This is a genomic window from Frankia sp. AvcI1 (assembly GCF_001420875.1).
Classification (GTDB): domain Bacteria; phylum Actinomycetota; class Actinomycetes; order Frankiales; family Frankiaceae; genus Frankia; species Frankia alni.
In genome coordinates this window covers 1-13860 of sequence record NZ_LJFZ01000007.1, presented here as the reverse complement: position 1 = coordinate 13860, position 13860 = coordinate 1, and the positions used below count along the sequence as shown (strand labels likewise).

9 protein-coding genes and 20 pseudogenes are annotated in these 13860 nt (G+C 71.9%); 16 read left to right on the top strand and 13 right to left on the bottom strand.

The features are described from left to right. Positions 1–170 precede the first annotated feature (170 nt). Positions 171–1022, bottom strand: coding sequence for an SAM-dependent methyltransferase (locus UK94_RS09255; RefSeq protein WP_055749611.1), 852 nt, complete (start codon positions 1020–1022; stop codon positions 171–173). A gap of 248 nt (positions 1023–1270) precedes the next feature. Then, positions 1271–2479, bottom strand: a complete 1209-nt coding sequence (locus UK94_RS09250; RefSeq protein WP_041939296.1) for an FAD-dependent oxidoreductase — start codon at positions 2477–2479, stop codon at positions 1271–1273. A gap of 357 nt (positions 2480–2836) precedes the next feature. On the opposite strand from UK94_RS09250, the pseudogene UK94_RS75915 reads away from it, so the two are divergent. From UK94_RS75915 to UK94_RS73225, 16 genes and pseudogenes are all read left to right on the top strand, one after another. Beyond that, positions 2837–3167 (top strand): annotated as a pseudogene (locus UK94_RS75915) (aminoglycoside phosphotransferase); the annotation flags it as partial. Between the two features lies 1 nt (position 3168). Further along, positions 3169–3418, top strand: a pseudogene (locus tag UK94_RS45440) (aminoglycoside phosphotransferase); the annotation flags it as partial. A gap of 37 nt (positions 3419–3455) precedes the next feature. After that, on the top strand, positions 3456–3892 hold a 437-nt coding region (locus UK94_RS45430), incomplete at its 5' end, for a phosphotransferase (RefSeq protein WP_235487173.1). Positions 3893–4005: 113 nt separating this feature from the next. Beyond that, positions 4006–4336: pseudogene (locus UK94_RS09240) on the top strand (Fur family transcriptional regulator); the annotation flags it as partial. 1 nt (position 4337) lies between these two features. Then, positions 4338–4452, top strand: a pseudogene (locus UK94_RS45425) (transcriptional repressor); the annotation flags it as partial. A gap of 15 nt (positions 4453–4467) precedes the next feature. After that, positions 4468–4789: pseudogene (locus tag UK94_RS45420) on the top strand (catalase); the annotation flags it as partial. A gap of 1 nt (position 4790) precedes the next feature. Further along, positions 4791–4992, top strand: a pseudogene (locus UK94_RS45415) (catalase); the annotation flags it as partial. Between the two features lies 1 nt (position 4993). After that, positions 4994–5267: pseudogene (locus tag UK94_RS45410) on the top strand (catalase); the annotation flags it as partial. 1 nt (position 5268) lies between these two features. Beyond that, positions 5269–5480: pseudogene (locus tag UK94_RS45405) on the top strand (catalase); the annotation flags it as partial. Position 5481: 1 nt separating this feature from the next. After that, a pseudogene (locus UK94_RS45400) lies at positions 5482–5868 on the top strand (catalase); the annotation flags it as partial. A 1-nt stretch (position 5869) separates the two neighbouring features. Next, a partial coding sequence (locus UK94_RS73235) for a hypothetical protein (RefSeq protein WP_268761274.1) occupies positions 5870–6009 on the top strand: 140 nt, incomplete at its 5' end. 54 nt (positions 6010–6063) lie between these two features. Beyond that, a pseudogene (locus UK94_RS73230) lies at positions 6064–6158 on the top strand (cysteine hydrolase); the annotation flags it as partial. A 1-nt stretch (position 6159) separates the two neighbouring features. Continuing rightward, positions 6160–6284, top strand: a pseudogene (locus UK94_RS45395) (cysteine hydrolase); the annotation flags it as partial. Between the two features lies 1 nt (position 6285). Further along, positions 6286–6639: pseudogene (locus UK94_RS45390) on the top strand (isochorismatase family cysteine hydrolase); the annotation flags it as partial. A 1858-nt stretch (positions 6640–8497) separates the two neighbouring features. Then, positions 8498–8846, top strand: a pseudogene (locus UK94_RS45385) (response regulator); the annotation flags it as partial. 1 nt (position 8847) lies between these two features. Then, a partial coding sequence (locus UK94_RS73225; RefSeq protein ID WP_268761263.1) for a response regulator transcription factor occupies positions 8848–9241 on the top strand: 394 nt, incomplete at its 5' end. 45 nt (positions 9242–9286) lie between these two features. Here UK94_RS73225 and UK94_RS09205 read toward each other — a convergent pair. The 11 genes and pseudogenes from UK94_RS09205 to UK94_RS45335 form a co-directional block, all read right to left on the bottom strand. Further along, positions 9287–10099 carry a hypothetical protein gene (locus UK94_RS09205; protein ID WP_050997117.1) on the bottom strand — a complete coding sequence of 271 codons (813 nt, stop codon included), beginning with the start codon at positions 10097–10099 and terminating at the stop codon, positions 9287–9289. Positions 10100–10206: 107 nt separating this feature from the next. Continuing rightward, a pseudogene (locus UK94_RS45375) lies at positions 10207–10734 on the bottom strand (acyl-CoA dehydrogenase family protein); the annotation flags it as partial. Position 10735: 1 nt separating this feature from the next. Further along, positions 10736–10902 (bottom strand): annotated as a pseudogene (locus UK94_RS45370) (acyl-CoA dehydrogenase); the annotation flags it as partial. A gap of 1 nt (position 10903) precedes the next feature. After that, positions 10904–11358 (bottom strand): acyl-CoA dehydrogenase family protein (locus tag UK94_RS45365; RefSeq protein ID WP_235487170.1); only part of this gene is annotated, 455 nt, incomplete at its 3' end. Positions 11359–11386: 28 nt separating this feature from the next. Continuing rightward, positions 11387–12396, bottom strand: a pseudogene (locus tag UK94_RS45360) (biotin/lipoyl-containing protein); the annotation flags it as partial. A 1-nt stretch (position 12397) separates the two neighbouring features. Further along, positions 12398–13316 (bottom strand): annotated as a pseudogene (locus UK94_RS45355) (biotin carboxylase N-terminal domain-containing protein); the annotation flags it as partial. A gap of 1 nt (position 13317) precedes the next feature. After that, positions 13318–13361: pseudogene (locus UK94_RS45350) on the bottom strand (hypothetical protein); the annotation flags it as partial. 1 nt (position 13362) lies between these two features. Continuing rightward, a partial coding sequence (locus UK94_RS45345; protein WP_235487286.1) for a biotin carboxylase N-terminal domain-containing protein occupies positions 13363–13450 on the bottom strand: 88 nt, incomplete at its 3' end. A 47-nt stretch (positions 13451–13497) separates the two neighbouring features. After that, positions 13498–13583 (bottom strand): annotated as a pseudogene (locus tag UK94_RS73220) (hypothetical protein); the annotation flags it as partial. Position 13584: 1 nt separating this feature from the next. Continuing rightward, positions 13585–13700: pseudogene (locus UK94_RS45340) on the bottom strand (hypothetical protein); the annotation flags it as partial. A 1-nt stretch (position 13701) separates the two neighbouring features. Further along, positions 13702–13860 (bottom strand): carboxyl transferase domain-containing protein (locus tag UK94_RS45335; protein ID WP_235487283.1); only part of this gene is annotated, 159 nt, incomplete at both ends.

Here is a 13860-nt window from a genome sequence, read left to right as displayed (position 1 = left end):
AACTGTCATTTCCATCGACCGGGACAGACGTTAGATCCAAGGGTCAGTTCAACATGGTTATGCATTATTCTACGGAGATTCGACGCGCACTTCTCCGCACGGGTGAAGGCAGGCAACCCCTGGGTTGGTCCACTGGACCGGACGGAATGCACCCAGATGACGCTGTCACATCAGGGCTTGCGGGCGAGACCGCCGTATCCACTGACCTCGGCGTCGGCCACTCCTGCGAGCGTCGGGTCGTCCGGGCGCCAGCGCTGGGCGGCCACCACGCCCGGCTCGACGAGCTCCAGCCCGGCGAAGAACCGTTCCACCGCCGCCCGGCCGCGCATGGTCATCGACACGCCGCGCGCCCGGTAGGTCGCGGCCAGCTCTTCGGCGCCGGGATCGAAGTCTGCGGTGGCGTGCGAGAGCGCCAGGTAGCTGCCCGAGGGCAGCGCGTCGAGCAGCCTGGCGGCGATCCCGTACGGGTCGGCCTCGTCGGGGATGAAGTGGAAGACCGCGATCAGCGACAGCGCCACCGGGCGGGCCAGGTCGAGGGTGTCCCGCAGCTCGGTGGAGGCGAGAATCGCAGCCGGATCCCGCAGGTCCGCGTCGATGTAGGCGGTCCGACCCTGCGGGGTGCTGGCGAGCAGGGCGCGGGCGTGTGCCAGCACGATCGGGTCGTTGTCCGCGTAGACCACCCGCGCGTCCGGGACCGCCGCCTGCGCGATCTCGTGCAGGTTCGGGGACGTGGGGATGCCGGTGCCGATGTCGAGGAACTGCCTGATCCCCCGCTGCGCCGCGAGGAAGCGGGTCACCCGCCGCAGAAAGGCCCGGTTCTCCCGGGCGCCGGTCCGGGCCGTCGGGAAACCGATCAGTGCCTGCTCCGCGGCGGCGCGGTCCGCCGGGAAGTTGTCCTTCCCGCCCAGGAAGTAGTCATAGATACGGGCCGAATGCGGCTGATCGGTCTTCAGATCCACCGACGCCAGGTCGCCCTCGACCGCACTGTTCCACCACGGCCTGGGCTCCTCACGATCCTGCACGTCTCCCACGCCAGCCCCATGCCTCTCGTCCGCCGAGTCCTCGGTCCCCGCCGACCCGCTCCGAGCTGCCGCGGCAGGTCTGTAGCGGCAGAGCTGCCACAGTGGAGCGAACAGGTCGCACTGCGCATTATTCCCGACGAATCGGGCGCGAGTGTGGGGAGGTCCGCGTCTTGCGGTGACGAGGTCACGCGGTGGCGAGGTCACGCGGTGGTTAGGTCACGCGGTGGTTAGGTCACGCGGTGGTTAGGTCACGCGGTGGCGAGGTCCTTCAGGGGGATCGCGAGGTCGGTGAATCGCTCGGCGTCCACAACCGCGTCGGCGGCGATCAGGCGACGGGCGGCGACGGCGTCCATGGGGCGGTTCACGGTCGCGATCGCGGACAGGCGGCCGTCGGGCGCGAACCAGCCGACGGACCAGCCGGGCGCCCGCCTGGCCTCCGGAGCCGTGACGGCGCCGGGGTCCCCCCGCCACACCCGCGTGTCCCCCGCCCCCGCCAGCCCGACGACCTGCACCATCCGGCCGAACTGCTCCGACCAGAAGTAGGGCACCGGGTCGTAGACCGCCTCGCCGCCGAGCAGCGTGGCCGCGGCGACCGCGGGGCTGCCCTGCGCGCAGTCCCAGTGCTCCACCCGCAGCCGCCGGTCGTAGCGCCGCGACCACCACGCCGCGCAGTCCCCGACCACCACCACCGGCGGCCCGTCCGCGCTCCAGGAGGCGGCGAGATGCTCGTCGGCGACGACCCCCCGGTCCAGGACGAGGCCGGACTCGGCGAGCCAGGCGGTGTCCGGGCGCACGCCCACCCCGACGACGACCTCGTCGGCCGCCAGCACCTCACCGTCGCCGAGCACCAGCGCCTGCGGGCCGATCTCGCGCACCGACACCCCGAGGCGCAGGTCCACGCCCGCCTCGGCGTACCAGGGCACGGTCTGCCCGCCGACCTCGCCGCCGAGCGCCACCTGCAGCGGCGACGCGGCCGCCTCGATCACCGTCACCTCGGCGCCGATCTTCGCCGCGATCGTCGCGACCTCCGCGCCGATCCACCCCGCGCCGACGACGACCAGGCGGACGCCGGGCTTGAGCGCGTCGCGCAGCCCCCGCGCGTCGTCGATGGTGCGCAGCACCCGCTGCGGCCCGTCACCCGGCAGGGTCACCGGCGCGGCCCCGGTGGCGAGCACCAGCCCGTCGTAGGCGAGCGGGCCCGCGTCCGTCTCCACGGTCCCGGGGCGCAGCCCGGTGGCCCGCTGGCCGAGCCGGACCTCCACGCCGCCGAGGTCGAGCGGCAGGGTGGTCTCCTCGAGCCGACCCGACAGCACACCCTTGGACAGCGGTGGCCGGTCGTAGGGCGGGTGCTCCTCCGCGCCCAGCAGCACGATGCTCCCGGTGAACCCCTGCGCGCGCAGTTCCACCGCCGCCCGCCCGCCGGCGAGCCCCGCCCCCACGATGACGATCCTGTCCATGCAGCCAGAGCCCTCCACGACCGGGGCGGGCCAGCGCCCACCGACACGACACGCCTGCACCGGCACACCTCTGCGCCAGCCGCCGGACGCCCAGCACTCTAGTGGCACCCGGTGCCAGAGAAAAGGATGATCTCCGGCCGAACCGAGCGTCCCACGTGAACAGGCGTGTGACGGGCAAGGCTGACACAATCTGCNACCGGCGCCAGTGCCTGCACAGGGCGGGTGTCGTAGCCGAGTGTGAACGACGGGAGTCGCCGCGTGTCGAACAGCCCGAGCCTGCCCTCCGCCCAGCCCTGGCGGCCCGATGTCACGGAGTTGGACAGCTACGGTCCGTACGCCCGGCCGGCGCCGATGCCNATGCGCTGGGAGGAGATCACCGCCCCCTGGTTAGGTGCGATGCTGGCCAACCGCTACCCGGGCATCGAGGTGACCGACCTGCGGACCGTGGAGCTGCGCAACACCCACACCACGAAGGGGCGGGTCGCCGTCACCTACAACGAGGTCGGCCGGCGGGCGGGCCTGCCCGAGCACCTGTGCCTCAAGGCGAACTTCACCGGCCGCGCGAACCCCATGGACATCTGCCAGGTGGAGGCTCGCTTCTACCACGAACTGGTCGAGGGCAGCGCCATCCCGGCGCCGCGGTTCTACTACGCCGACTGGGATCCCGACGGCAGCGGCCAGGGGCTGGNGGTGCTGGAGGACCTCATCGAGCTCGGCGGCGAGTTCGGCAACAGCTACCAGCACATCGGCGTCGACGCGGTCGGCCGGGCGCTCGACGACATGGCCGTCCTGCACGGCAGCTACTGGGCGAGCCCCCGGCTCGACGCGGCGAGCTGGCTGCCCACCTCGATGGACACCCGCGGCGACTGCGACCAGGCCCGCATCATGTGGTGGCTGGTCGAGGAGAACCTCGGCCGCGACGTCTACATCGAACGGCTGNCGGCCTGGATGGTCGCCGACCCGCAGCGCTTCCTGNGCGCCTACGACCTGCTCAACCAGTACGCCCGCGAGCAGACCGGGCCGCGCACGATCGTGCACGGCGACGCCTACCTGGGCAACACCTACCTGCGCCCGGACGGCCACCGCATCTGGCTGGACTGGCAGATGGTCCGCAAGGGCCACGCCTGGCGCGACGTCAGCTACTTCATGGTCGGCGCGCTCACCGTCGACGAACGCCGCGCCCACGAGCGCGAGCTGCTGGTCCGCTACCGGGAGGCGCTGCTGGCCACGGGCGCGCGCGACGTCCCGTCCGCGGACGCGATCTGGGAGCAGTACCGCCGGTGGGCGATGTACGGGCTGCAGGCCTGGATGGGTACCAAGGACCACTGGGGGCAGGACAACCACACGATGATCGGACGTTTCTCCATCGCGACCGCCGACCTCGACACCCTGGCCCTGCTCGAGGCCCAGTAACGCGGAGCCCGGTCACGCGGGACTCGGTAACGCGGGGCCCGGTAAGACGGGGCCCGGCAAGACGACCTGGTCGTTAAATTGACTCCTTCCAGAAAAGGTGACACGATCGGTCCATGGCCACCGACCGGGCAACGACGTTGCGGGGGGCCGGCCTGCGCGTGACGGGGCCGCGTCTCGCGGTGCTGGACGTGCTCGCCGAGCATCCGCACGCGACGGCCGACGCGGTGGCCGAGCGGGTTCGCGCCCGGCTGGGCACGGTCTCGAAGCAGGCCATCTACGACGTGCTGACGGTGTTCGTGACCGCCGGTCTCGTCCGCCGCATCGAGCCCGCGGGCTCGCCGGCCCGCTTCGAGACCCGCACGGCCGACAACCATCACCATCTGGTTTGTCGCGTCTGCGGGCGGGTAGCCGATGTGGACTGCGTGACCGGCGCTCGCCCCTGCCNGGAGCCGGCCGACGACGCCGGGTTCGTGATCGAGGAGGCCGAGGTCGTGTTCTGGGGCGTGTGCCGCGACTGCAGACCAGGTGACAGCGGATCGGATGGTGTCCCTGCACGGTAAGGCGAGGAGGACGTTGTGACCACATACGAGACCCGTCCGACGACTGAGACCCGTCCGACGACGACCGACGCCGGAGTGCCCGTCGCCAGCGACGAACACTCGTTGACCGTCGGGCCGGACGGCCCACTGCTGCTGCAAGACCACTATCTGCTGGAGCAGATGGCGAACTTCAACCGGGAGCGCATCCCGGAGCGCCAGCCGCACGCCAAGGGCGGCGGCGCGTTCGGCGCCTTCGAGGTGACCAACGACGTCAGCGCCTTCACCCGGGCGGCGGTGTTCCAGCCGGGCGCCAGGACGGACGTACTCATCCGGTTCTCGACCGTGGCGGGCGAGCGGGNCTCCCCCGACACCTGGCGCGACCCGCGCGGCTTCGCGGTGAAATTCTACACCAGCGCGGGGAACCTCGACATCGTCGGCAACAACACGCCGGTGTTCTTCATCCGGGACCCGCTGAAGTTCCAGCACTTCATCCGCTCGCAGAAGCGGCGTGCCGACAACAACCTGCGCGACCACGACATGCAGTGGGACTTCTGGACGCTGNCGCCGGAATCCGCCCACCAGGTCACCTGGCTGATGGGCGACCGCGGCATCCCGCGCACGTGGCGGCACATGAACGGCTACTCGAGCCACACCTATATGTGGATCAATGCGGCCGGCGAGCAGTTCTGGGTGAAGTACCACTTCAAGACCGACCAGGGCATCGAGTTCTTCACCCAGGACGAGGCCGACCAGATGGCGGCGATCGACACCGACTACCACCAGCGTGACCTGTACGAGCACATCCGGGACGGGGAGTTCCCGAGCTGGACGCTGAANATGCAGATCATGCCGTTCGAGGACGCGAAGACCTACCGGTTCAACCCGTTCGACCTGACGAAGGTGTGGCCGCACGCCGACTACCCGCTGCACGAGGTCGGCCGCCTCACCCTCAACCGCAACGTCAGCGACTACCACACCGAGATGGAGCAGGCCGCCTTCGAGCCGAACAATCTCGTCGCCGGCACCGGGCTGTCTCCCGACAAGATGCTNCTGGCCCGCGGGTTCAGCTACGCCGACGCCCACCGCGCCCGCCTCGGGGTGAACTACAAGCAGATCCCGGTGAACTCGCCGAAGGTCCCCGTCCACAGCTATTCCAAGGACGGCGCGATGCGGGTGCAGAACGTCAGCGACCCGGTGTACGCGCCGAACTCCTACGGCGGCCCGGCGGCCCGGCCGGAGCTGACCGACGACGGCGGCCGCTGGCACGCCGACGGCGAGATGGTGCGCACCGCCTACACCCTGCGTCCCGACGACGACGACTGGGGCCAGGCCGGCACGATGGTCCGCGAGGTCCTCGACGACGCCGCCCGGGCCCGGCTGGTCGACAACATCGTCGGCCACCTGCTCAACGGGGTCAGCGAGCCGGTTCTCGAGCGCNCCTTCGAGTACTGGCGCAACGTCGACAAGGACCTCGGCGGCCGGATCGAGGCGGGCGTGCGGGCCAAGCAGCACCTGACCGACCCGAAGGCCGCGCAGCAGGCCAACCCCGCCCGGTCCGACGCGCAGGCCAAGGCCTGACGAGGGCCTGAGAGAGGGCACGCTACCCGGGCGGTGCCGGGTAGCGTGCCGACCATGCCTCTCGACGTGACGCCGCACCTGGACCCGGCCACCACCGCCATCGTGAACATGGAATGCCAGGAGAACCTCCTGGGCGACCGGCCCTTACTNCCCGGCCTCGCCGAGTCCGCTCGGCGCACCGGCCTGCTCGACAACCTGTCCGCGCTGTTCGACGCGGGCCGCAAGGTGGGCGTGCGGATCTACTACTGCACCGACGAACGGCGCCCCGACGGCTTNGGCTTCGCGCACAACACGTTCGTGAATCTGCGGTCGTCGTCGGCCGCCGGAACCACCGGGGGCCAGGGTCCGGTGATGCCCCAGATCGCGCCGCGCCCGGAGGATGTCGTGTTCCGCCGGGAACAGGGCCTCACCGGCTTCTTCGCCACCGGCCTCGACCAGTACCTGCGCAACACGAAGGTCTCCACCCTGATCGTCACCGGCGTCTCGTTGAACATCGCGGTTCTGGGCACCGCCATCGAGGCGATGAACCTCGGCTACACGGTCGTCGTCCCGCCGGACTGCATCGCGGGCGACCCGTACGAATACGCCGAACACGTCGTGCGCTACACCATGCGCAACATCGCCTTCGTCNTGCCCTCCCCCACCATCACCGCCGCCTGGCGCTGAGCCGCCCAGCCGAGGAGCCTGCGGCAAGGGTTGGTCCGGGCCCGGCCGGAGACACCTACCGCAGGACCGACCCGCGGCGGTGCCCCGAGTGAGGGAGGCGTGGCATGAGTGACGCCAGGACCGAGACCATCACCGGCGGTCGGGTGGCCGGGGCGCAGGCCGGCCCGGATCCACTCGGCATCTACCTGAACGACCACCTGGCCGGCTCCACCGCCGGGCTGCGGCTCGCCCGCCGCACGGCGACGGCCCATCGCGGAACACCCTCCGGCGACGCGCTGGCCCGGGTGGCCTCGGAGATCGCCGAGGACCGCGAGGCGCTGCTCGAGCTGATGNGCGCCCTCGGCGTCCCCGAACGGAAGTACAAGATCGCGGCCGGCTGGCTCGCCGAGGCGGCGGGCCGGTTGAAGTCCAACGGCCGGGTCGTGCGCCGCTCCGCGCTGAGCACGGTGGTCGAGTTGGAGACACTGCGGATCGGGATCGCGGGCAAGGCGGCCGCCTGGCGCACCCTGAGTGCCGTCGCCGACCGATACGACCCGCTCGACCAGGACCGTCTCGACGTGCTGCTCGAGNGGGCCCGCAGGCAGGCCGACGCACTCGACGACCTGCGGATCACCGCCGCCCGGGCCGTGTTCGGCGGCGCCGACCGGACCTGACCCGCAGGTGCGGCCGGCCCGCCGGACGGGCGTCAGGGCAAGACCCCGCGTTCTTCGGGGGCGGGGGTTGGGGCGGGGCTGGCCGGCAGCGCCCGGCGGAGGAGCCAGCGGACCAGCGGCGGGGTCAGCAGCACCACGAGGACGAGACGGAAGCTCTGAACGGTGGAGACCATACCGACGTCGACGTGGGCCACAGTGGCGGTGGCGAGCACCGCGTTGATGCCGCCCGGAGTGGTCGCCAGGTAGGACTCCAGGAACGGGATGCCGATCATCCTGGCCAGCGCCCAGGCCAGGCCCGCACAGCCCAGGCAGCGCCGGCGCCGGCAGCCCGAGGCGGCGCCCCGCGCGGGCTCCGAGCAGGCAGACTCCGGCGAGGAACGCCAGGCCAAGCAGTTGGCTGGATCCGTCGACCAGGTGCGCGTAGGCCGGGAAGGATCCCGGGCGCGGGCGTCCCACCGTCCCGTGGGAGACGGCGACGACGGCGGGTGCCGTCACCGCGACGAGCCCCACCCGCAGGTACTGGCTCAGGGCCACCAGGCGGCTGTCCGCCCGCAGCTCCTCGGCGCAGGCGACGATCGCGGCCGAACCACCCGGCATCATGCCGAGCGCCGCGTCGGTGACACTGCCCCGGCTCGTCCGGGTGAACAGCAGGGCCGCCAGCAGGCACAGCGCGATGGTGGCCAGCGTGACCGCCGTCAGGGGAAGCGCCGTACCCAGGACCGAGCGCAGCTCCGAGATGTTCAGATAGCTTCCCATCAGGACGCCGAGGACGGCCTGCGATCCGCGGATGGTCGGGGCCGGGAGATTCCGCCGGACCATCCCACCGAGCGCAAGAAAGGCCCCCACCAGCAGCGGGACGACGAGCTGTGGCGCGGGCACCCCCACGATTTCGCCCATCTCGCCGAGGAGATAGCAGCCCACCACGAGAAGAATCCAGGCGCCGCCATTTCCGTGGCGCCGTGGTGAAAAGAGATCTCCTTGCACCCGACCGAGGGTACGGGCGTCGGATGTGAAATCGATGAATGCAGAAAAGGGGGCCACCCGGACAGACCATCGCACCCCGCCACCTTGGGGCCAGAATACCTGGCCCCAAGGTCGGAGCGGGCGGATTCCGATGCTGGTCCGAGGCTGNGGCGTTCCCCTCACACGGTCTTCACACCCCCGGCGTGATGTTCTGCATCTCGTTCCATCCGTCGAGCTCGCGTCGAAGGAGAGGTGCGGGAGCGGTGCCCGGAGCCATCGCGGTGATCGAGGATGATCCGGCGCTGCGGCGCGTCCTCGTCCGCGGACTCGAGGCGGCGGACTTCCAGATCGTGTGGGCGGTCCACGACGGCGCCTCCGCCCTGGGCCGGGTCGCCGCCGTCGCGGCCAGGCCCGACGCCCTCGTGCTGGATCTGGGCCTGCCGGACATGGACGGGATGGACGTCGTCAGTGCCCTGCGCGACCGCGGTGTCGGGGCGCCAGTGCTGGTGCTGACAGCACGGGACGCGCTGCCCGACCGGCTGCGCTGCTTCGCCCNCGGGGCCGACGACTACCTGACCAAGCCGTTCGCGTTCGCCGAACTCGCCGCCCGACTGGACGTGCTGGTCCGCCGCCGCCGATCGGATGCGGGCACGGACACGGACACGGGCGCGGGCGCGATCGCCCTGGATCCGCTGCGGTTCCGCCTGGGCAGCGGCGGCACGGCCGTGCCCCTGAGCCCGACCGAATACCGCCTGCTGGCGACCCTGCTGGTGCGCCGCGGGGAGGTCGTCCGCCGGGAGACGCTGGTCTGTTCGGCCTGGCCGGCCGGCGCCATCGTGCGGGAGAACACGCTGGACTCGTACGTGACGAGGCTGCGGCGCGCGCTGCGGGTGGCGGCGGTCGACGCCCGGCTCGACACCGTCCGCGGGATCGGCTACCGGCTGCACTGACTCGCCGGCCGCCGGCCGCCGGCCGCCCGCCGCGCGCCGCGCGCCTCAGGCCTGCGTCGTCCTCCCCGGCAGGCCCTCGGGGGCGATCTCGTCCCGGCGCCGGACCGTGAGGTAGGCGACGAGTCCGACGATCGCGACGAGGAAGATCACCGTCGTCCCGACCGTGCCCAGACCGAGGCCGCCCTCGTCCCGCGGCTGGGACAGCAGGTCACCGGCGGAGGCTCCGAGCGGCCGGGTCAGCACGTAGGCGACCCAGAAGGTGGCCACGGCGTTCGCGGCGAGCGCGAAGCGGGCCGCCGCCACGGCGGCGATGGCTGCGGCGAAGACAAGCACGGAGACTCCGTAGCCCAGGTTCAGCTTCTCCGCGACCAGGTCACCCGCGGCGGTGCCAAGCGCGAACGTGAACAGGATCGCCAGCCAGTAGAAGCCCTCCCGGCGCGTGGTGAGGATGGTGTGGATCGACAACGTCCGCTCGACCGCGAACCACGCCGCGAACGTCGCGGCCAGCGCGACGGCGAACACGGCGGTGGTGACCTCCAGCGGCACGCCGGCGTTGTCGGTCAGGTTGTCGGTGATGAGCGTGCCGACCACGCTGATCAGCACGACCGCGAGCCAGTAGACCCAGGGAACGTAGCGCTCCTGCCGAAACTGGAAGAACAGCGCGACGACCAGCAGGGCGCCCATCACGTAGGTCGTGTTCGTCAGGCCCAGGCCGAGATTCGAGTTGAGGAAGTCCGCCGCGGTCTCACCGATGGTGGTGCAGAGGACCTTGATGATCCAGAAGAAGATCGTGACCTGGGGGACCTTGTTCAGCGTCGTCCGGCCCCAGGGTTGCGCCCGGCCAGTCACAGCAGTCATGTCGCGAGGCTCGCAGCCCGGACCTGACAATAACCTGACTGCGTCTGCGGGGACCCGACTGCGTGTGTGGGCGGGATTCCCGGCAGGTCCGGCCCGCGGCGGCGACCCTACAGGCCGAGGTCGCGGGCGATGAGCATCTTCTGTACCTCGCTGGTCCCCTCGCCGATCTCCAGAATCTTGGAGTCCCGCCAGTGCCGGGCGACCGGGTACTCGTTCATGAAGCCGTACCCGCCGAAAATCTGGGTCGCCTCCCGGGCGTTGGTGACGGCCGCCTCCGAGGAGAACAGCTTCGCCATCGCGGCCTGCTTCTTGAACGGCTGGCCGGCGAGCATCCGGGAGGCGGCGTCGTAGTAGGCCGCCCGCGCGACGTACGTCCGGGTCTCCATCTCCGCGATCTTGAAGGCGATGGCCTGGTTACGCCCGATCGGCGCGCCGAACGCCTCCCGCTCCTTGGCGTAGCGCGCGCTCTCGTCGACGCAGGCCTGGGCGAGCCCCACCGCCAGCGCCGAGATGGCGATGCGCCCCTCGTCGAGGATGCTCAGGAAGTTCGCGTACCCGCGGCCCCGCGCGCCGAGCAGGTTCTCCGCCGGCACCCGCACGTCGTCGAACGTCAACGGGTGGGTGTCGGAGGCGTGNCAGCCGACCTTCGAGTAGGCGGGTTGCGCGGTGAAGCCCGGGGTCGGCACCGGCACCAGGATCGTCGAGATCTCCTTGCGCCCGGCGGCGGTCTGCCCGGTCACCGCGGTCACCGTCACCAGCCGGGTGATGTCGGTGCCCGAGTTGGTGATGAACGCCTTCGACCCNTTGACGACCCACTCGTCGCCGTCGAGGCGAGCGGTCGTGCGGGTGCCGCCCGCGTCGCTGCCGGCGCCGGGTTCGGTCAGGCCGAACGCGCCCAGCGCCCGTCCCGACGTCAGCAGCGGCAGCCACTGCTCCTTCTGCGCGTCGGAGCCGAACCGGTACACCGGCATCGCACCCAGCCCGACGCCGGCCTCCAGGGTGATCGCCACCGACGAGTCCGCCCGTGCCAGCTCCTCGATCGCCAGGCACAGGGTGAAGTAGTCCGCGCCCTGCCCGCCGACGGACTCCGGGAACGGCAGGCCGAACAGCCCCATCTCCGCCATCTGCGCGACGACCTCGTAGGGGAAGGTCTTCGCCTCGTCGTGTACCGCCGCCGCCGGCGCCACGACCTCGCGGGCGAACTCCTCGACGAGCTTGCGCAGCGACTCCTGATCCTCGCTCAACCGGGTGTCGGGCATGGGTGACTCCTTCTGGATTCGACCGGGTTCAGGGTGCGACCGGGGTTGAGGGTGCGACCGGGGTGGAGAGTGCGACCGGGGCCGGGTCGACGACGGCGAGCACCGCGTCGAGGGTCACCTGCTCGCCGACGCCGACGAGGACGTCCTTGACCCTGCCTGCGACCGGGGCGCCGACGGTGTGCTCCATCTTCATCGCCTCCACGACGACCAGCGGCGCGCCGGCGGCCACCTCGTCGCCGGCGGCGGCGTGCACGGCGATGACGGTGCCGGGCATGGGGCTGCGGGCCTCGCCGCCGGCCTCGACGGCGGCCGCGGCCGAGCGGCGGCGGTGTTCGGAGACGGGCCACGCGGCGCCGTCGGCGCCCAGCCAGAGCGTGGCACCGTCGGCGACGACCCGCCACCGGCGGGTACGACCGGCCAGCGTCACCACCAGCTCACCCCCGGCCGCCAGGCGGCTGGCCCGCTCGCCCGCGGGCGCGTCGGCCCACTCCACCGCGGCCGGGATCGGCTCGCCGCCGTCGACGGCGACCAGCGCGTCCGCGGGGGTGCCGCGGACGCCGACCTCGACCGGTCCGGCGAGGCCGGCGGCCGTGATCGTCCAGTGCAGCGACGAGTGCTCGCCGGGCCGCCAGCCGCTGGGGACGTCCCAGGGATCGACGAACGGGGTGTCCGGCGTCAGCTCCAGCAGGCGGACCAGCGCGTACACGGCCGGGACGTCGGCCGCGCCCGGGGCGGCGGCGACGAGCGCGTCGAGGTCCCGTTCGATCAGCCCGGTGTCGAGCCGCCCGGCCCGGGTGTCCGGATGCTCGAGCAGGGCCCGCAGGAAGCCGACGTTGGTGGTCACGCCGAGCACGCAGGTGCGGGCCAGTGCCCGGTCGAGGCGGTCCAGCGCGGTGTCCCGGTCCGGCCCGTGGGCGATGATCTTCGCGAGCATCGGGTCGTAGGTGGATCCGACGGTGGCGCCGAGCCGCATTCCGGAGTCGACGCGGACGGCGGGCCCCGACGGCTCGTCCAGCCGCAGGACCTGCCCGCCGGTCGNCAGGAAGCCGCGGGCGGCGTCCTCCGCGTACACCCGGGCCTCCACCGCGTGACCGGTCAGCCGGATGTCGGCCTGGGTGTAGCCGAGTGGTTCCCCGGCGGCGATCCGGAGCTGTTCGGCGACGAGGTCGAGCCCGGTCACCAGCTCGGTGACCGGATGTTCGACCTGTAGGCGGGTGTTCATCTCCAGGAAGAAGAACTCCTCCGGGTTCGCCGCGGCGACGAGGAACTCGACCGTGCCCGCCCCGACGTAGCCGACCGAGGCGGCCGTGGCGACGGCCGCCGCACCCATCCGCTCCCGGGCCTGCGGGGTGAGCAGGACCGACGGCGCCTCCTCGATCACCTTCTGGTGACGCCGCTGCAGGCTGCACTCCCGCTCGCCGAGGTGCACGACGGTGCCGTGCGCGTCGGCGAGAACCTGCACCTCGATGTGGCGGGGCGTCTGCACGTACCGCTCGACGAACAGGGTGTCGTCGCCGAACGCCGCGGCGGCCTCCCGGCGCGCGCCGACGACCTCCGCGGCCAGCCGGGAGGCGTCGGTGACCACCCGCATGCCCTTGCCGCCACCGCCGGCGGACGGCTTGAGCAGCACCGGATAGCCGACCTGGTCGGCCGCGGCGAGCAGGTCGGCGTCGGTCATCGCCGGGTCGTCACGGCCCGGGACGACGGGTACCCCCGCCGCGGCGACCGCCCGCCGGGCGGTGATCTTGTCTCCCATCACCTCCACGGCCCGCGTGGGCGGCCCGATGAAGACGATCCCCGCCTCGGTGCAGGCGGCCGCGAACTCCGCGTTCTCTGACAGGAATCCGTACCCGGGATGGATGGCCTGCGCCCCGGTGGAGGTCGCCGCGGCCAGGACCGCGGGGATGTTCAGGTAGGACTCGCGGGCGGGCGCCGGCCCGATCCGCACGGCGACGTCGNCCTCCCGCACGTGGCGGGCGCCCGCGTCGGCGTCGGAGTAGACCNCCACCGACTCGATGCCCAGCTCGCGCAGGGTCCGGATCACCCGTACGGCGATCTCCCCGCGGTTGGCCACCAGCACTGTCGAGAACATGCTCGCCCTTCCTGTCGTCACCTCCGTCGCGATCACCCCCGTCGCCCTCACATCCGGAAGATGCCGTAGCCGGGCGGGTCCATCGGCGCGTTGGCCGCCACCGACAGCGCGAGCCCGAGCACCGTGCGGGTGTNGCGCGGGTCGATCACCCCGTCGTCCCACAGCCGGGCCGTCGAGTAGTAGGGGCTGCCCTGCACCTCGTAGCGTTCGCGGATCGGGGCGCGGAAGTCCTCCTCCGCCTCGGCCGGCCNGTCCTGCCCACGGGCGGCGTACTGCTCGCGGCGGACGGTGGCGAGCACCGCCGCGGCCTGCTCCCCACCCATCACTGAGATCCGCGCGTTCGGCCACATCCACAGAAACCGCGGCGAATACGCCCGCCCACACATCGAGTAGTTCCCCGCACCGAAACT